Annotated in this window: 11 protein-coding genes; 7 read left to right on the forward strand and 4 right to left on the reverse strand. The window is 65.3% G+C overall.

All coding sequences use genetic code 11. The annotated features are described in order from the left end of the window. Positions 1 to 44: 44 nt before the first annotated feature. The 4 genes from F7R19_RS06620 to F7R19_RS06635 all read right to left on the reverse strand — a co-directional run bounded on the left by F7R19_RS06620 (position 45) and on the right by F7R19_RS06635 (position 5,105). Positions 45 to 1,436 carry a nucleobase:cation symporter-2 family protein gene (locus F7R19_RS06620; RefSeq protein WP_150979740.1) on the reverse strand — a complete coding sequence of 464 codons (1,392 nt, stop codon included), beginning with the start codon at positions 1,434 to 1,436 and terminating at the stop codon, positions 45 to 47. 219 nt (positions 1,437 to 1,655) lie between these two features. Then, positions 1,656 to 3,080, reverse strand: coding sequence for a UbiD family decarboxylase (locus F7R19_RS06625; protein WP_150979741.1), 1,425 nt, complete (start codon positions 3,078 to 3,080; stop codon positions 1,656 to 1,658). 167 nt (positions 3,081 to 3,247) lie between these two features. After that, positions 3,248 to 4,162, reverse strand: coding sequence for an amidohydrolase family protein (locus F7R19_RS06630; RefSeq protein WP_061953894.1), 915 nt, complete (start codon positions 4,160 to 4,162; stop codon positions 3,248 to 3,250). Positions 4,163 to 4,202: 40 nt separating this feature from the next. Then, positions 4,203 to 5,105, reverse strand: a complete 903-nt coding sequence (locus F7R19_RS06635) for an amidohydrolase family protein (RefSeq protein ID WP_061953892.1) — start codon at positions 5,103 to 5,105, stop codon at positions 4,203 to 4,205. Between the two features lie 313 nt (positions 5,106 to 5,418). On the opposite strand from F7R19_RS06635, the gene F7R19_RS06640 reads away from it, so the two are divergent. The 7 genes from F7R19_RS06640 to F7R19_RS06665 all read left to right on the forward strand — a co-directional run bounded on the left by F7R19_RS06640 (position 5,419) and on the right by F7R19_RS06665 (position 18,629). Further along, complete coding sequence (locus tag F7R19_RS06640) at positions 5,419 to 7,386, forward strand: arylsulfatase (RefSeq protein WP_150979742.1); 1,968 nt, start codon at positions 5,419 to 5,421, stop codon at positions 7,384 to 7,386. A gap of 62 nt (positions 7,387 to 7,448) precedes the next feature. Next, complete coding sequence (locus tag F7R19_RS06645; RefSeq protein ID WP_223506315.1) at positions 7,449 to 8,411, forward strand: formylglycine-generating enzyme family protein; 963 nt, start codon at positions 7,449 to 7,451, stop codon at positions 8,409 to 8,411. A gap of 160 nt (positions 8,412 to 8,571) precedes the next feature. Then, positions 8,572 to 9,300 (forward strand): MetQ/NlpA family ABC transporter substrate-binding protein, encoded by a 729-nt coding sequence (locus F7R19_RS06650; RefSeq protein ID WP_223506272.1) that lies wholly within the window; start codon positions 8,572 to 8,574, stop codon positions 9,298 to 9,300. Positions 9,301 to 9,535: 235 nt separating this feature from the next. Then, positions 9,536 to 10,681 (forward strand): flagellar filament capping protein FliD, encoded by a 1,146-nt coding sequence (gene fliD / locus F7R19_RS06655; RefSeq protein ID WP_317851317.1) that lies wholly within the window; start codon positions 9,536 to 9,538, stop codon positions 10,679 to 10,681. Beyond that, positions 10,627 to 10,995: a flagellar filament capping protein FliD gene (fliD, locus tag F7R19_RS30555; RefSeq protein WP_317851318.1), complete on the forward strand. Its 369-nt coding sequence runs from the start codon at positions 10,627 to 10,629 to the stop codon at positions 10,993 to 10,995. The genes fliD (F7R19_RS06655) and fliD (F7R19_RS30555) overlap by 55 nt, the downstream gene beginning before the upstream one ends. Before the next feature lie 278 nt (positions 10,996 to 11,273). Next, on the forward strand, positions 11,274 to 13,928 hold the full coding sequence (locus F7R19_RS06660; RefSeq protein ID WP_150979743.1) for a type VI secretion system Vgr family protein: 2,655 nt from the start codon (positions 11,274 to 11,276) through the stop codon (positions 13,926 to 13,928). Between the two features lie 75 nt (positions 13,929 to 14,003). Continuing rightward, positions 14,004 to 18,629: an RHS repeat-associated core domain-containing protein gene (locus tag F7R19_RS06665; protein ID WP_150979744.1), complete on the forward strand. Its 4,626-nt coding sequence runs from the start codon at positions 14,004 to 14,006 to the stop codon at positions 18,627 to 18,629. The last annotated feature ends 52 nt before the right edge of the window (positions 18,630 to 18,681 follow it).

An 18,681-nucleotide genomic window follows, 5' to 3' on the forward strand; every position in this document is an offset into this window, starting at 1 on the left:
CGTCCCCGGCATGCAGGCGTCACGCAGCGGCGACGCCGGCGCGTCTACGCGGCTTTCTTGGCCAGCATGCGCGGCGCCTCCTGCGTGCCGCGCACGTTGAACAGCAGGTTCAGCAGCACCGCGCACAGCGTGCCGAGCAGGATGCCGTTCTGGCAGAACTTGGCCGCCAGTTCCGGCAACTGCGCGAAAAACCTGTCGGCGACCAGCGGAATCATCCCAAGCGCCACGCTGACGGCGACGATGTAGGCGTTCTTCTTGTTCTCGACGAAATCGACGTGGCCCAGGATGCGCACGCCGGTGGCCGCCACCATGCCGAACATCACCAGCGCGGCGCCGCCGAGCACGTATTGCGGGATCGACGCCGCAAAGAACGCCAGCTTCGGCAGGCAGCCCAACACGACCAGGATGCCGCCCGCCGTCGCGCACACCCAGCGGCTGCGCACACCGGTCACCTGCACCAGCCCAACATTCTGCGCATACGAGGTGTAGGTAAAGGTATTGAACACCGCCCCGACCAGCGCGCCGACTCCATCGGCACGCAGGCCGCGCGCCAGGTCGTCCGGCGTGACCGGCCTGTCGACGATTTCACCGAGCGCGAGAAACTGGCCCACGCCCTCGATCATGATCACGACCATCACCACGCATAGCGTGATCGACGTCATCAGGTCGAAGGTAGGCAGGCCAAAGTGGAACGGCGTGATGAACGCCACCCAGTCGGCCGCATGCACGCCCGCGAAGGTAACCTTGCCCAGCGCCACCGCCACCACGAAGCCGGTCGCGATGCCGATCAGCACGGCGATATTGCACAGAAAGCCCTTGAAGAACGCGATCATGCACAGCACCGTCGCCAGCACCAGCGTGGCGATGCCCAGGTTCACGGGCAGGCCGTAGGCCGGATTGGGCGCCGGGCCGGTCGGCGTGGCGATGGTGGGATTGCCGCCCGCCGCCCAGTTCACGCCGACCCGCATCAGCGAGATGCCGATCACCAGCACCACGGTTCCGGTTACCACAGGCGGAAACAAGCGGATCAGGCGGCTGACATAGGGCGCCGCCACCAACGTGAAGACGCCGGCCACCATCACCGCGCCGAATACGGCCGGCAATCCCAGCGATGGATTCGATCCGGTGGCGATGATCGGGGCGATGGCGGTGAACGTCACGCCCATCATCACCGGCAGGCGGATGCCGATTTTCCAGATGCCGATGCTCTGGATCATCGTCACCAGTCCGCAGCAGAACAGATCCGCGGCGATCAGAAAGGCGATCTGGTCCTTGGGCAGGTGCAGCGCGCCGCCGATGATCAGCGGCACGGCGATCGCGCCCGCGTACATCACGAGCACGTGTTGCAGGCCGAGCGCGGCCAGGCGAAGCGGGGGCAAGACTTCATCGACCGGATGCACCGGGTCGATCCCATGCGAAGTGGGGGTGGGGATCATGCTGTCTCCTTCGTCTTCCAGGCCGGAACTGCCCGCACGGTTGGCCGAAAGGAGGCTGCAGTTGCCGCCCCCCGTGGTCTGTCGCCACGTTTTCCGCCACCTGCGTTTCGTTGTCAGGGCAGCATGCCAGCCACCGGACATTGGGTAAATGGGGCGCGTGGATTAATCGATCGGGTCATCCGATCAATCGCATCCGGCGCGGATTCCGTTACATCGGCTTCAGTGTTTTCCCGTATCGATGCGCGCCAGCAGCGCTGCCGCGCGCGCCATGGCGTCGTCGTCGATGCGTGCGCGAATGCCATCGAAGTTCGGCCCGCGTGTGGCATCCAGGCCCATCCGCGACGTGGTGCCCACGCCCGAGGCGGACGGATCGAGCGCGCTGCCGGGCAGCCCGTCGACCACCACCACATCGAGATGGGGCTGCAGATGCGTGGCGATGGCCCACAGCACCTGCTCGTCGCGCGTGATGTCGACGTCGTGATCGACGGCCACCACGGTTTTCAGGTACGGGTCCCAGCCCAGCAGCCCCAGCATCACCTGGCGCGCCTCGCCCGGGCGCGATTGGCGCAGCGCCACGTAGGCGTGGAAATGCGTGCCGGAACTGGGATAGTGCACGGCGGTGACCGATGGAAAGCGCTCCATCAGTTTTTCCACCATCTCCGATTCGCGCGGAATGCGGCCCAGGTTCAGATGCTCGGCCGAATTGCCGCCGACCACGTCGACCAGCCAGGCGTCGCTGCGCCGCATCACGGTTTCCACGCGCAACAGGTTGTTGGTCGAGCGGTCGGACGAATAGCCGGTGAATTCGCCAAACGGCCCTTCGTCCACGCGGGCGGTGGGATCGAGCACGCCTTCCAGCACGATCTCCGCATGTGCGGGCACCTCGATGCCGTAGCGCGGCGTGCGCACGACTTCGAGCGGCGCGCCGAACAGCCCGCTGGCGACGTGGCGCTCGTCCACGCCATACGGCAGGCGCGCCGCGCCAGCGAGCATGAACAGCGGATGCGCGCCGATCACCATCGCCACGGGCAGCGGCCTGCCTTGCTCCACGGCGCGCTGGAACATGCGCCACAGATGCCCGCGCGAATGCAGGCTGGTGGCGATCTCGTTGGGCGAATGCAGCATCGAGCGGTGATAGCTGGCATTGCCGAAGCCGAGTTCGCGATCTTCCGCGATCAGGATTGCGTTGGTGATATACGGGCCGCGATCGGTGGCGAAGTGCCGGATCGTGGGCAGTGTGCCGAGGTCGACGTGCTCCTGCACGATGCCGGTCACCGCGCCCGATTGCAGCACGCGCGGCGCCATCAGCCGGCGGCTGCGGGCCTGGTATTCGGCATGGATGCCGGCCGGCGACACGCCGCCGAGCATACGGCCCACGCGCTCGCGCGAGGCAAACAGGTTGGTGACCAGCGGCGCGCCCAGTCCGGCCACATCGTCGAACACCACCACCGGGTGGCGATTGCGCTCGGCCAGCGTCCAGACCAGTGCGGTGGGGTCCTGGTTGGCGGTGACGGTGTCGCGCACGGTCAGCACGTCGTCGGGAAAAGCCGCGCGGTACGCGGCGAGAAAGGTATGAAAGTCCTGCGATGTATCGTCAAAGATCGGCGGGTCTAACGCCGGCAGGCTTGCAGATGGGGCAGTCATGGCATGGCTCCGCTTGGATAACGCCAACGGGATACCGTTGCCGCGCGCGGGCGCCGACAGAGAAGCCGGCGCCCGCGCGTGACCAGACGGCGAAGCATGTTGGGCGCGCACGCGGGTGCGCGCCGCAGGGCTACGGCACGTGCGAAAGGACGTGTGCCGGGCGCGCGTCAGCGCGTGCTGGCGTACGTGTCCTTCAGGCGGGCCTGCGCTTCCTCCTGGGTTTTGGGCGGCGCCGTCGGCTCGATGCCGACGAGGCGGGCAATGTTGTTGCCCATGTAGTCCTCCAGGCCGTCCTCATCCAGGTCCATGCCCTGCGGGGCCGGCCCGCACAGCATCTCCAGTTCGCGCAGCCACATGCCGGGCTCGTTCGGCGGCGTATCGGTGCCGAACACGATCTTGTCGCGCGGCAGCTGACGTGCGAACTCGACGATGCGCGACTGGAAGCACCAGCCCGATTCGCAATACACGTTCGGCGTATCCATCGCCATCCAGAACGCCTCGAACGAATAGTTGCCGCCGGTCTGGATGCCGAAATGCCCGATGATGAAATTGACCATCGGGAATTCGCGGATGATCGGATAGAACATCGTCGGAATCGTGTACGGGCCGTCGCCGGTGTGGATCAGCACCACGATGTTGTACTTGGCGCAGACCTTCATCGCGGGGCGCAGCCAGTCGAGCGCTCGGTCAGGGCGATAGCCGTGCATGTTGGCATGCAGCTTGAGCATCTTGAAGCCGTATTCCTTCACATGGAATTCCAGCTCCAGCGCGCCTTCCTCCGGGCCCCAGCGCGGATTGAACGTGAAGTTGCCGATAAAGCGATCCGGGTACTTCTGGCACAGGCTGGCCACGTAGGCCATGTAGTCGCGAATGCCCTCGCGGCCGCGGCGGTTGCCGTCGCGGTAGCCGGTGTTTCCGGGCGGCGGCTGGATGAAGCCCATGTCGATGCGGCGCGGCTTGCCGTTGATCATGTAGGGGCCGTCCATCATCTTGAGCATGCGCTCGCCGTTGAACGGCTCGCCGGTATGTCGCCAGGCTTCGTCGACGAGGTTGGTGGGGTGCAGATGGGTGTCGATGATCATGTTCGTGTGCTCCGTCGGAATCTCGTTGAACTGCCCGCGCTCAGGCTGCCAGGCGCGCACGCGCTTCTTCGAGCGTGCGCGGCACCGGCGTCGGCTCCAGGCCGATCATGCGGGCGACGTTGTTGCCGAGGTAATCCTCGAGCGTGTCTTCATCGAGATTGAGGCCTTGCGGCGGTTCGAAGCACAGCACTTCCAGCAGCCGCAGCCACATGCCGGGCTCGTTGGGCGGGGTATCGGACCCGAACAGGATCTTGTGCTTGGGCAGCACCTTGGCGAACTCGACGATGCGCGACTGCAGGCACCAGCCCGATTCGCAATACACATTGGGCATGTCCATCGCCAGCTGGAATGGCTCGAAGCAATACACGCCCCCGGTCTGCACGCCAAAGTGCGCCATGATGAAATTCACGGTCGGGAATTCCTTCATCATCGGCACCCATTCGGTGGGAATGCTGTAGGGGCCATCGCCGGTATGGAGCTTGACCAGCACGCCAAGTTCGGCGCATTTCTGCAGCGCCGGACGCAGCCAGTCGAGCGCGCGGTCGGGACGATATGCGTGCATGTTGGCCTGGAACTGCACCATCTTGAAACCCAGGCGCTTCACATAGTGTTCGATGGCGTTGACGCCGTTTTCCACGCCGCAGCGCGGGTTGTAGACGAAGCAGCCGATAAAGCGGTCCGGATACTTCTGCACCATCTCGCGCGTGTAGGCCATGTACGCGTCGATGGCTTCGGAGCCCGATTGCACACCGTCGGTGTAGGTGTAGATCGTGTTGCCTTGCGGCGGCTGGATGAAGGCGCGGTCGATACGGCGCGGTTTGCCATTGATGGTGAACGGGCCATCCATCATCTGGATCAGGCGTTCGCCGGTAAATGGGTCGCCGTCGTGCCGCCAGGCCAGATCGACCAGGTTGGTCGGGTAACAACTGGTGTCGATGATCATTGAGATCCCCTAACGATGACTCTGGTGAAAGAGATGGAGTCGTGTCAGGGAGGTGGGACCGGTCTGGTCGTGACGCCACTGACAGGAACTCCGTCAGTGAGCAATCTCCAGATGAACCTCGCGGCATTGCGCCGCTGCTGTTCAATCGACCGCTTCTACCCACGCGTTCGTTATATAGCGCCGTGTTTGCGCGCGTCAAGCGCGACTTGTGGTGCGGTGCACGAATATCGTTAGGCGAAATCATTCGTTCGGCGCGCGCCCGCACGTTCCTAGCATGATCGTCTTCCCAATCTCCGGTACAGGAATGAGGCGTATGACAACAACAACAGCAGCGTCCCGCCATACCCCCGCGCGTCGTGCGCTGGCAGGCTTGTGCGCAACAGCCGTGGCGATGACGGCGGCGTGCGGCAGCGACGGCGGTAGCACGACAAACGCGTCCGACAATCCCGCGCCAACAACCGTGGCGGCCAGAAAGCCCAACATCGTCTTCATCATGGCCGATGACCTCGGCTATTCCGATCTGGGCGCATTCGGCAGCGAGATCCGTACGCCTAACCTTGACGCTCTGGTGCGGCAGGGACGCATCCTGGCCAATCATCACGCCGCAGCGGTGTGCGCGGTTACGCGATCGATGATCATCTCGGGCACTGACCACCACTTGGTTGGCGAGGGCACGATGGCCACCACCGACGTGAACTACATCGACGAAAACGGCGCGCCGAAACCGGGCTACGAGGGCTATCTCAACGATCGCGCGCTATCGATCGCGCAGTTGCTCAAGGACGGTGGCTATCACACGTACATGGCCGGCAAGTGGCATCTGGGCAGCGGCCTGCCGAATGCGTCGAACCAGGGCGCAAACGTGGGCACGGCGTCGCCGGGCCAGACGCCGGTGTCGTGGGGATTCGAGAAAAGCTACGCGCTGCTGGGCGGCGGCGGCGACCACTTCGGTCGCAACGGCAGCACTGCCTACGTGGAAGACGATCACTACGTGACGCCCAACACCACCAACTTCTTCTCCTCCGATTTCTATACGTCGACGATCATCAAGTACATCGATTCCAGCACCGGCAGGAATGCCGATGGCAAGCCATTCTTCGCGTACCTGACGTATCAGGCGCCGCATTCGCCGCTGCAGGCGCCCGCCGCGTATATCGATCGCTACAAGGGCGTGTATGACGCGGGCTACGAGCCGATCCGCGCGGCGCGGCTGGCGCGGCAGAAGGCGCTGGGACTGATCCCCGCCGATTTCACGCCGAATCCCGGCCGTGACGAGACGCTGACGGTCACGCCGAAATCGGCAAACTGGGGCACCGCATCGGCCAACTACGTCACGTCGACCCACAGCGTGGCGCAGGGCGGCGTCGATACGCGCGTGATGAACGCGAACAAGAAATGGGACAGCCTCAGCGCGGACGAAAAGCGCGCACAAGCGCGCTACATGGAGATCTACGCGGCGATGGTGGAGAACCTCGACGCCAACGTCGGCCGTCTGGTGCAGCATCTGAAGGACATTGGCGAATACGACAACACGCTGATCGTGTTCCAGTCCGATAACGGACCGGAAGCCAGCTATTACGAATTCAGCGGCAACTACGATCAGAACTACGACGCCAAGAACGCCGCGGCCGCGGTGTATCCCACGCTCGGCACCACGGCCTATACGGGATCGGGCAATCTCGATTACGGCCAGCGCTGGGCCGAAGTGAGCGCCACGCCGTTCCGCTTGTGGAAATCGTTCCCGGCCGAGGGCGGCCATTCCGTGCCGACCATCGTCAAGCTACCGGGCGCCGCGCCGGACAAGGCTGGTGCGCAGCTAAACGCCTTCACCCATGTGGTGGACCTGGCGCCGACGTTTCTCGATATCGCGGGCATTGCCGCGCCCAGCACGCCGGCCGCGCCGCTCTACGATAGCAAGGGCGTGAACCGCAATGCGGGCAAGGTGGTGTACGACGGCCGCAATGTCTATCCGATCACCGGGCTGTCGTTGTTGCCGACGCTGCAGGGCAAGGCCGCGGGGCCGGCGCGCACCACTTTTTCGGAAGAGCTGTATGGCCGCACCTATGTCTATGCGGACAACTGGAAAGCGACCTGGATCGAGCCGCCGTTCGGCCCGGCCAATGGCGAATGGACGCTATATGACATTCGTGCCGATCGCGGCGAAACCAACGACCTGGCGACGCAGCGCCCCGACGTGCTGGCCGATTTGAAAGCGCGGTGGAACGACTATGCGAAGGCGGTCGGCGTGGTATTGCCGAAGGTGCCCGGCATGATCTACTGAGGCAGGCCGTGGCGCGGAATCGATTCACGCTGGGCTGGCGCATCGGCGCCATCGCGTTCGCCGTGGCGCTGTTGCTGACGTGGGCGGTGCGCGCGGTGCCGCTGCACGCGGCCGCGCCGCTCGGCACGCCGCAGCAATGCGCGGCGTATCGCGGCGCACCCGAGCACTGGCGACAGCAGCGCACTGCGGGCATGGCGCGCATCGCCGGCGGCGAATTCGTGCCGGGCACGACGATGGGATATCCCGACGAGCGGCCCGCCGGCAAGGTGCGCGTGGGCAGTTTCTGGATCGATCGCACCGAAGTGACCAACGCGCAGTTCGAAGCCTTCGTGCAGGCCACCGGCTATGTCACTGACGCCGAGCGCGCGGGCGAAGCGGTGGTGTTCCACAAGCCGACCGGAGAAGAGCTGCAGCAGCGCCCGTATGCATGGTGGTCGATGGTGCGCGGCGCAGACTGGCGTCATCCGACAGGACCGGCATCGAACCTGGACGGCAAGCGCAACCAGCCGGTCACGCTGGTGACCCAGGCCGACGCGCGCGCCTATGCGCAATGGCTCGGCCACGATCTGCCGACCGAGGACGAATGGGAGTACGCGGCCAAGGCCGGACGAGGCGACGCGGCGCTGGAAACGGCACCCGTCGGCGGCGATGGCATGCCGTCGGCCAACTATTGGCAGGGCGTGTTTCCCGTGTTGAACAGCGCGAAAGACGGATTCGACGGCCTGGCGCCGGTCGGTTGCTTTGCCGCCAACGCGTTCGGCCTTTACGACATGATCGCCAACGCCTGGGAATGGACCGCCGATCCGTACAGCGGGCCGCGCCAGTCGCATGCCAATGGCGATACCGCATTCGTCGCCGCGCAGTCGCGACGCGCGCGCGAAAGCCGCATGGCCGTGATCAAGGGCGGATCGTTCCTGTGCGCGCCCGACTTCTGCGTGCGCTATCGCGCGTCCGCGCGCGAGCCCGCCGAGCGCGACTTGCCGACATCGCACATCGGCTTTCGTACGGTGCTGCGTGATGGCTGAGCGCAACAGTTGGACTGGCGATATGCGATGCGGATGGCGGCTTGCAGTGGCGCAGCCATGGCGATACGGGTTACGGCGCGGCGGGTGGTCGGATTGGTGGTCGGAAGGGTGGTCGATCGCATGTGTCTGTGCGTGGCTGTTGCTGGCGCAGGCGCTCGGCATGTCGATGGCGCGCGCCGACGCGCCCCGTGTGGTGCGCATCGCCGTGGTGGCGCACAGCGATCGTGAACTTGTCGACGCGGCAGCGGTGCAGAACACCGCAGCGTCCGTGCGGCTGCAGGCGGTGGCATTTCCGAACGCGGCTGCGGCACGCCGGGCGCTGGCGGCACAGCGCGTCGACGCATCGATCGCCGAGGACACGCAAGCGCTGGCCGGCGACACGTCGCTGTGCGCGGCTGCCTACACGGTCACCTATCCGATGGGCCTGTATGCGCGTCGCATCGGGGCCTTGCGACAGGTGCCGCTTGAGGCCACGGTCGCTGTGCCGGCGGATCGCGCCGGACAAGGCCGCGCGCTGTTGCTGTTGCAGAACTTCGGGCTGATCCGCATCGACGCCAATGCCGGTTTACAACCGCGCGTGCGCGACATTGTCGACAATCCGCGCAAACTGCGCGTGGAGCCGGTTCCGGCCAGCCGGCTGGCTGCGGCGCTGCCGCACCACGCGCTGGTGGCGATGCCCTTTGCTGTGGCCGATGCCGCCGGCCTGGGGCCCGCGCGCGATGCGCTGGGCATCGAGGACGCGCGCGTGCCGTGGGCCAACGCGCTGGCCGTGCGCGCCAACGAATGCCATGCCGATTGGGTGCGCGCCGCCGTCGCGGCGCTGCATTCGCCCGCGATGAAGGCGTTCATCCTGACGCGCTTCCAGGATTCCGTGCGCCGCCCGTGGTAGGCGGCCCGCCGTTCGCGGCAACCCGGCACCCCGGGATTCCCCCGCATTTCGCAGTCTAAATTGTGAGTGATAACTCACATCGAGAATCTTTAGCCTTTTTTTGTATCGTCTTTGTATCGCTCAGGTATCAAAAAGGCTAAAGATCCACTTTGGGGCGACGTAAACCAGGGATGTCAGGGGCATTCAGCCATATGCGCGCGGATGCCACCCATTGAAAAAGAAGGGAACAATAAACATGGCATCCGTCTCGTCTCTGGGCATTGGCTCGAACCTGCAACTGTCCGACCTGCTCGACAAGCTGGCCGCATCCGAACGCGCCCCGCTGACCGCGATGCAGGCGCAGCACTCGGCCTATCAGACCAAGCTGACCGCCTACGGCACCGTCAAGAGTCTGCTGTCGAGCTTCCAGGCGGCGGCCAAGACGCTGATGACGCCTGCCACCTTTGGCGCCGTCAAGTCCAGCGTTGGCAACGCCGACATCCTGGGCGTCACCACTGCCGCCAGCGCCGTGCCGGGCGATCTGAATGTCAACGTTACCAAGCTGGCGCAAGCCCAGGCGCTGGCCGGCATCGGCTACGCCAAGCAGGACGCGCAGATCGGTTCGGGCACGCTGACCTTCGAGTTCGGCACGACCACCGGTTTCGACGAGACCTCGGGCGCCTACGTGAATCCGAAGTTCACGGCCAACACCGCCACCGACAAGGCGCCGAACCCGCAGACCGTCAAGATCGAGGCGGGCAAGGGATCGCTGCAGGACATCCGCGACGCCATCAACAAGGCCAACATCGGCGTCAAGGCCAGCATCATCAACGACGGCAGCGCCAAGCCCTATCGCCTGATCCTGACCTCCGACAAAACCGGCGAGGCGATGAGCATGCGCGTGTCCGGGTCGTCGCCCGAACTGCAGGCGCTGGCCGGCTACAACCCGGAGACCCCGGGCGCCAACGGCATGACCGAGACGCTGCGCGCGACCAACGCCGCGCTGACGGTCAACGGCATCGCCATCGTCAGCGCATCCAATACCGTGGTCGACGCGGCGCAGGGCGTGACCATGACGCTCAAGAAGACCGGATCGACATCGGTGTCACTGACGCAGGACACCGACGCCATGAAGGCGTCGATCCAGGCGCTGGTCACCGCGTACAACAACATCCAGTCGTCGGCCAAGACGCTCACGCAGTTCGACACCAAGGCCGGCACCAAGGGCGCGCTCAATGGCGACGGCGTGCTGCGCGGCATCCAGACCTCGCTGCGATCGGTGCTCAATACGCCCGAGGGGGCATGCCCGCGAACGCGCCCAAGATGCTTGCGGCGATCGGCGTGTCCATGCAGAAGGACGGCACGATGGCGATCGACACGAAGAAGCTCGACGCGGCACTGAAGGACAACCTGCGCGACGTGACGCAGCTGTTTGCAGGCGACGGCAAGACCGGCGGGTTTGCCCGCCGCCTGTCCGACGTGGTGGACCGCGTGACCGCCGACAAGGGGCCGCTCGGCGCGGCGAGCGCCGGTCTCGAAAAGACCATGAAGGATCTGGAAAAGCGCTTCGACGCGGCCAACGATCGCGTGGAGGCGACCATCGAGCGTTATCGCAAGCAGTTCACGCAGCTCGATCTGATCGTCAGCCAAATGAATCAGACAAGCAGTTATCTGACTCAGCAATTCAACGCATTGAACAATGTGTCGAAGAAGTAAGTCACTCGCACGATAACGCAGTCTTTCAACCGGGCCGATGGCCCGGTTTGTCTTTTGGGGCGGAGCGCGCTCCGCTTCCCGCACTTCCTCTGCCATGCGCTGCGCGCAACTTATGATTTGTCTATGCGACGAATCTGATTCTGGCACCCGTACTTTCGTATTGCTCTGATATACCCATCCGCGTTTTGGGACGGTAATGGATACCTATCGCCTCAATCGCAACGCAGGCCTCGTATCCGGTGATCCTGCGGCCGCCAAAATCCCAAAAGGAAACGCTGATGGCACATCAAGATTCTGCATCCGTCACCCGGTCGGTCACCGTGACCGGTACCGGGCTGCCCGACATCATGGGCGAGCCCGCGCTGGAATTCGCCAAACTGAGCGGCCACGAGAAGATATGCGAGCTGTTCGAATACGAACTGGAACTGCGCACGCCCGACGAGCGCAACGATGCCTTCGGGCCGGCCGCCAATCTCGACACCCAAGCGCTGCGCGGGCGCGAGCTGACCGTCACGATCACGCTGCCCGAGGCCATGGGGGCCGGCACACGCGAAATCAGCGGCATCGTCACGCGCGTGAGCGGCCCGGCGCCGGCCGAGCGGAACCTCGCTTACCGCATCACGCTGCGGCCGTGGCTGTGGCTGGCCACGCTGAACCGTGACTTCCGCATCTTCCAGAATCAGACCGTGGTCCAGACGCTGGACGAGCTGCTGGCGGATTTTAATTTTCCGGTGGAAAAACGCCTTGATGTCGCGCGGTATCCGATGCGCGAGCTCCAGGTCATGTACGGCGAAAGCACGTTCGATTTCTTCCAGCGCCTGACGCAGGAATGGGGCATCGCCTGGCACATCGAACACAGCGGTGGCAAGCACCGGCTGGTGCTGACCGATGGCAACGGCGCGTTTGCGCCGTTCCAGGGCAGCCCCGGCTACGCCACCCTCTACTGGCAGCGCGCGCCCGAGGATATCGGCGAGGAAGGTCTGGAAACGGTGGAAATCCACGACCAGTTGGTCGCGGGCGCTTGGACCAGCAACGATTTCGATTTCACGCGGCCGCGCGCCGACCTGACCGTGGCGGCGTCCGACCCGCTCGACACCGCCCACGCTGGCGCCGAAGTGCGCGAATGGCCCGGCGACCACAGCACGCCGGGCACCGAAGGCGATCCGTGGAAGGAGGGCGAGCTGGTCGCCCGCATGCGCATGGAGGCGATCCGCCAGCATGGCACGCGGCTGAGCGGCAAGGGCAATCTGCGCGCGGTGGTGCCCGGCTGCACGTTCGTGCTCGAAGACTTCATGCAGCGCAAGGCCAATCGCGAATATCTGGTCCTGGGCGCCAAGCTGACCCTCGACGAAGAAGCCAGCGACCCGGAATCGAGCTGCGAAGTCGAGTTCATCGCGCAGCCATCCAACGAACTGTTCCGCCCAGAGCGCACGCAGCCGAAGCCGCGCACTGGCGGACCGCAGACGGCCACGGTGGTGGGCCCCGAGGATCAGGAAACCTGGACCGACCAATATGGCCGCGTGCGGCTGCAGTTCCACTGGGATCGGCTTGGCCGCCACGACGCCGGTAGTTCCTGCTGGGTGCGCGTGGCGTCGGCCTGGCAGGGCGATCGATTCGGCGCGCAGCATGTGCCGCGCATCGGCCAGGAAGTGGTGGTGGATTTCCTGAACGGCGATCCCGATTGCCCGATCGTCACGAGCCGTGTGCCAAACGAGCACAACATGCCGCAGTGGCCAATGCCGGCGCATCACGTGCTGTCCGGGTTCGTCAGCAAGGAAGATCACGGCGAACGCGCCAACACGTTCGTGCAGGACGACACCGAAGGGCAAATCCAGACCCAGCTGCAGAGCGACCACCAGGCATCCGGGCTGAGCCTGGGCTTTATCGCGCGCATCATGCGCGGCGTGGGGCGCAAGGACAAGCGCGGCGAGGGGTTCGAGCTGCGCACCGATGCGCATGGCGTGGTACGGGCCGGCAACGGCATGCTGCTGACCACCGAGCGACGTCCTAACGCGCAGGCGCACCACAAGGACATGGCCGAAACGGTGCAGCGGCTGGCCGGGGCACAGGCGCAGCAGGAAACGCTGGCCGAAATGGCGCAGGAAGTGGAAGCGCAGGACGCCGGCGACCAGGCGGAAGTGGCCAAGGCGCTGAAGGCGCAGAACGACGATATCCAGGGCAGCGGCAGCGCCAATCCCGAGGCCGGCACCTTTCCGGAACTGGCCGCGCCGCATCTGGTGCTGGCCAGCCCGGCCGGTATCGAGGCCACCGCCGCGCAGTCGTTGCATATCGCCTCGGGGCAGCACGTGGCTGTTTCAAGCACCGGGCATATCAGCCTGTCTTCGGGCAAACGGCTGATCGCCAGCATTTCCCGCGGCGTGCGCATTTTCGTGCAGAACATGGGGTGGCGCCTCGTGGCGGCCGGCGGCGACATCGACCTGCGCGCATTGCGCGACAGCATCAACCTGCTGGCCAAGCTGGATGTCACCGCTACCGCCAACCGCATCACGCTGTCGGCCAAGGAAGAGCTGGTCATCGTGGGCGGCGGCAGCGGCACCACGTGGAACGGCAGCGGCATTACGCACAAAACGGGGTCGGCCTACGCGATCCACGCGGCCAAGGTCGATATCGCTTCAGGGCAGAAGGCGTCCTCGCAATTCCCGGAGCCGCCCGAATTCGGCAAGAGCGATGTCGATGTGGCCGGTCTCTACGCCAGCCATGCCACGTTGAAGAGCTGCGACGTCGCGGTCGAGGACTCGCATGGCAAGGTGACGCAGGGCAAGGTCGACGGGCAGGGCGCGGCCCCAGTCGACAGCATGGCCCCGGGCCCCGCGCGCGTGACGTTCGGCAAGGACAGCGCCGATCCGCTCGCCGCATCGAGCCAGTTCACGCCGCCGCCGTGGCCCGCACCGGATGCCGACGCAACCCAGTGATCCGTCACGAGACAGGCTGCCAACGGCTTCTTGCAGCCCATCTCGTCATACCCACGCCCCCAGACATGCTTCATCATGCTTGATTCCTCTTTCGCCCCCACCGCTCGTCCGGATCACGTCGCCGTTGCGCCGTTGCACTGTATTCACGTCGCCGATGTGTGCGCCACTGCGGTCGAATTCGACACCTGGCTGCAGCGCGCGACGCGCGGATATGTCAGTCTCGCCCGTATCAAGGATGTGGCCGGCGCCATGCCGGTCATGGGCAATATCATCGCGCTCGGTGACGCACTGGGCGACATCGCCGCGCTGATGGAGCGGCGCACACATCCGGGCGTTCTCGACTGGGCTGGAATCGGCATCAATCTGCTGGGCGTAATGCCCGATGCGGAAACCGCTGCGGTCCGCATGAGCCTGCGGCCGATGCTGGCGCTGGCGCGACAGGAGGTCGTGCAACAAACACGCAGCACGGGCGCGGTGCAGTTTGGGGCGTCTGTGCTGGCTACGTTGCAGCCGAGCTTGAACGCCAGCATCGCCGGCGATATCGAGAACTATCTTGCACAGATGCAGGAACTGCTGCCGCGCATGCTTGCTGAATGCGGAAATTTCGGCGCCCAGCAAATGCTGCTATTGGCGCGCGCCATGGAGCAGATCATCGCCGGCCCATCCCATTGGGCTGGGCAAGCCGATGCCGATCGGCCGTTTTTGCGCACGGCGGGCCGGACGATTGTGCGCGATCCTCGCCAACCCATTGGCAATTTCCTGCAGGCCGCGTTCGATGCCTGCAGGTTGCAGGGGCCGGGCGCGAATGGCGTCGAGCGGCCCGCCGTGTCGCCGGGCACGCGCGACGAAGCCATGCTGGCGCCGGCTGCGCTGCGCGCCTTTGCTCCGCGCCTGCGCGGGGGGCTGGCGCTGCAGTCGGATCCGGCCGTGCGATTCTCCATCGCATGGCTTGTGGGGCTGATGCGCGAGGCGCTGGCCGGCTGGCGCAGAAGCGGCGCGGACAGTATCGTCGCCGTCAACGTGCGCGCCGGGCTCCGTCGGAAGGTGCAGCGCGTATTGCCGCAGCAACAGCTGGAAAGCATCAGCCGAAACGTGCCGGCGCGCGGCAGCCCCAACCCCGCCAGGAACGGCCCGGCGCCAGCCGCCACGCACGCCGGCATCAGCCTTGCCACTGGCGATCAATCGTTTTCGCATACCGACTTCCAATTGCCGGGTTTGTCGGCAATGGCGTGGACGCGCACCTACCGCTCCAGCCTTGCCGCCTACGATGACGGCACACATGGTGCGCGCTGGATCACTGACTACACCACGCGCTTCGATGTGCTGCGCGAACAGGGTGTGGAAGTGCTGCGGCATCATGCCGCGGATGGCCGAACCCATGCGTATCCGTTGCCGGCCATCGGGGGACACCACCACGACCCCATCGAGCAAGTGACACTGGAGCGCACCGCGCGCGATTGCCTGATATTGGTGCGCCGCCACGGCAGACGCGACCGATACCAGCGCCATGGCAACCGCTTCAGGTTGACCAGCATCGATCTGCGCGGCGGCGCGCGCGTGGCGCTGGTCTACGGCCACCGCGAGGGCGATGGCGGCCTGCATGCGCAAGCGCCTTCGGCGGTGATGGCCTACCAGGGCGATGTGTTGCAGGCCCACATCGTCACGCGCATCGGTCAGGCCGGGCGGATCGAGAGTGTGTGGGAAATCTCCGAAGGAAAGCCTGACCGCCAATTGGCGCGGTACGACTACGACCAGGCGGGCAATCTGGTACGCGCCGAGGACGAGCACGGCGCGTCCCGCACCTACCGCTATCGCAATCATTTGGTCACGCGCTACACGGACCGCACCGCACGCGGCGTGTGCCTGCTGTGGGACGGCGATGGTCCCGATGCGAAGGCCGTCCATGCGTGGTCCGATGACGGCAGTTTCGATACGCGCCTGGCATGGGACGATCACATCCGGCTGACCTGTGTCACCGATGCGCTGGGCCACCAGACCTGGCACTACTACGACATCCTGGGCTATACGTACCGCATCCGACATGCCGACGGTCTTTCGGAGTGGTTCTTCCGCGACGCCGCCCGGAACATGGTGCAGCACGTGCGGCCGTGCGGGGCGATTGAACGCTACACCTACGATGCGCGCGGCAATCTGCTGGAACATGTTCGCGCCGATCACAGCGCCGTGCACTACGCATGGGACGACAAGGACCAGCTCGTCAAGATGTGTGACGCCGAGGGCGGGCTGTGGACCTACGACTATGACCTCAAAGGCAACGTCACCGAGGCGATCGATCCCCTCGGCCACGCCACCGAGTACACCTACAACAAGGCCAATCTGCCCGTGCGCATCACCGATGCCAACGGCGTCGAATCCACGCTGGCCTACAACGCCGCCGGGCAGCTCACGCGGCGCACCGATAGCGCGGGAAAAACCAGCGCCTGGCAATACGACGATCGCGGGCAACTGACGGCGTTCACGGACGCGGCAGGCAACGTCACGCGCTACGCATACAGCGCCGGCCGGTTGCAGCGCATCGATCATCCGGACCAGCAGCCCGAGCATTTCGAACATGATGCCGAAGGCCGGCTGCTTTCCCACACCGATGCGCTCAATCGCCGCACGACGTGGCGCTACAACGAAGCGGGGCTGCTCGACAAACGCACCGACGCCGCCAACCAGACGATCAGCTATCGATGGGACCGGCTCGGCCGGCTGGTCACGCTGACCAACGAGAACAACGCAAGCCACGTGTTCGGCTACGACGCGGTTGGGCGGCTCGTGAGCGAGACCGGCTTCGACGGCCGCACGCGGCGCTATTTCCATGCGGGGGATACGGGTGTGCTTGCGGAGGTCGCCGACGGCGACTGGATGATGGAACTGGAATTCGATGCGATGGGACGGCTCATCGCACGACATGCCAGGCGCGGGGACGATACCGCCATCGCTGCCTCGGAAGCCTATGCCTACGACGGCAACGGCCGGCTGATCCTGGCTGAAAACGCGACCAGTCGCGTGCAGTGGTTTCACGATGCGTGCGGAAACATCGTGCGCGAGCACCATCACTATCGCCACCTGACGCAGGCGCGCGTGGCGGTCTGGCGCCATGAGTACGATGCGCTGAACCAGCGCGTGGCGACGGTCCGCCCCGATGGCCATCGCATCGGCATGTCGACCGACGAGGCAGGGCACATCGTGGCCATGCACCTTGATGATCAGGAACTGGCGCGATTCGAACGCGACGACCTGTACCGCGAAGTGCACCGCATACAGGGCAACGGGCTGACCCAGCGCCTGCAATACGATGCGGTAGGACGCCTGCGCACGCAGACGGTTGCGCAGCGAGAACATCCCGAAGCATTCCTGATCCGGCGAACGTACCGCTTCGACGCCGTCGGGCAGGTGACCGCGATTCGCGATACGCGACGTGGCGACTTGTCCTATCAGTACGATCCCGTGGCGCGGCTGCTGGCTGCTAACAGTGCGCTTGGCCGGCAGACCTTCGTTTTCGATCCCGCCGGCAATCTGCTCGACGATCCGACGCTGCGCACGTTTGGCTTTGACGCGGCGACCGGGCAACCCGGGTTCGGCAGCCGCTTGCAAGGGCGGCCGGCGCTGACGGACAACCTCGTTGCCAGCTACGACGGCGCGCTATACCAATGGGATGCGCGGGGCAATCTCGTCCAGCGCACGATCAACGGCCAACACGAATATTTCGCGTGGGACGGCTTCAATCGACTGGTGAGCTACGCCAATGCCAAGGTGGTGGTGCGCTTTGGCTACGATGCGCTGGGCCGCCGCACCTGGAAGCACAGCCAGTCCCATTACTTCGACGATCCGCGCGCGGGCGAGGGCTGGCGGCGTGCGGAGCGTGCCAGGCTGGATCGCGAGCATGGCTGCGCCATGACGCTGTACGGCTGGGATGGCGACGCTCTGGCGTGGGAAAGTCGAGAAAGCGCGCGCGATGTCGACAGCGCCTATCGCTTTGTCTGCGGCGAAGCGCGCACCACGCACTATCTGTACGAGCCAGCGACATTCGTGCCGTTGGCCCAGGCCGTGGTGGCCTCGGCTATCCGCCTGCATGCGGAACCGGGATATGGGTCCGACTATGATTTCGCGAGCGATCCGCTCTGGCACACCGAGATCGAGCCGCAGCCGTTCGACGCCATCGCGTGGTATCACTGCGACCATCTAGGCACGCCGCAGGAGATCTCCGGTCCCGATGGACTGACCGCCTGGAGCGCGCACTATCTGGCGTGGGGCGCGGCGCAGCAAACCACCACATCGGCCGCGCACAAGGCTGGCATTCAGAATCCGTTACGTTTCCAGGGTCAGTATTTCGACCACGAAAGCGGCCTGCACTACAACCGCTACCGCTACTACGAGCCGACGTCGGGGCGATTTATCAGCCGGTGTCCGATGGGTTCGACGGGTGGGCTGAATTTGCATCTGTATGCGCCAAATCCGGTGGATCGCATCCAGCCGATGGGGCTCGGGTCGTCGATGCGTGTATCCGGTGGCGGCTGCATGCCCCCCGCCCCCGCGGCGGGACCTGCTTGCGCGCCGGTTGGCCACATCGACCACATCGACCACATCGACCATTTCGACCATTTCGACCATTTCGACCATTTCGACCATTTCGACCACTTCGGCCACCTCGGCACCGATCGCGCGACGCAAGGGCCCAGAACGCGGATGTAGCGCGCCTGTCGGCGAGTGCCGCGTGCATGCAGCACCCGCACCCGCCAACCGC

It is taken from the genome of Cupriavidus pauculus (assembly GCF_008801835.1).
GTDB classification, from domain to species: Bacteria; Pseudomonadota; Gammaproteobacteria; order Burkholderiales; family Burkholderiaceae; genus Cupriavidus; species Cupriavidus pauculus.

What these genes read in the sequence shown, in the direction of transcription:
- F7R19_RS06635 (WP_061953892.1), bottom strand. Translation starts at nt 5,105, where the DNA reads ATGATCATCGACACCAGTTGTTACCCGACCAACCTGGTCGATCTGGCC.
- F7R19_RS06660 (WP_150979743.1), top strand. Translation starts at nt 11,274, where the DNA reads ATGGCACATCAAGATTCTGCATCCGTCACCCGGTCGGTCACCGTGACC.
- fliD (WP_317851317.1), top strand. Translation starts at nt 9,536, where the DNA reads ATGGCATCCGTCTCGTCTCTGGGCATTGGCTCGAACCTGCAACTGTCC.
- fliD (WP_317851318.1), top strand. Translation starts at nt 10,627, where the DNA reads ATGCAGAAGGACGGCACGATGGCGATCGACACGAAGAAGCTCGACGCG.
- F7R19_RS06640 (WP_150979742.1), top strand. Translation starts at nt 5,419, where the DNA reads ATGACAACAACAACAGCAGCGTCCCGCCATACCCCCGCGCGTCGTGCG.
- F7R19_RS06665 (WP_150979744.1), top strand. Translation starts at nt 14,004, where the DNA reads ATGCTTGATTCCTCTTTCGCCCCCACCGCTCGTCCGGATCACGTCGCC.
- F7R19_RS06620 (WP_150979740.1), bottom strand. Translation starts at nt 1,436, where the DNA reads ATGATCCCCACCCCCACTTCGCATGGGATCGACCCGGTGCATCCGGTC.
- F7R19_RS06625 (WP_150979741.1), bottom strand. Translation starts at nt 3,080, where the DNA reads ATGACTGCCCCATCTGCAAGCCTGCCGGCGTTAGACCCGCCGATCTTT.
- F7R19_RS06650 (WP_223506272.1), top strand. Translation starts at nt 8,572, where the DNA reads ATGTCGATGGCGCGCGCCGACGCGCCCCGTGTGGTGCGCATCGCCGTG.
- F7R19_RS06630 (WP_061953894.1), bottom strand. Translation starts at nt 4,162, where the DNA reads ATGATCATCGACACCCATCTGCACCCCACCAACCTCGTCGACGAAGCC.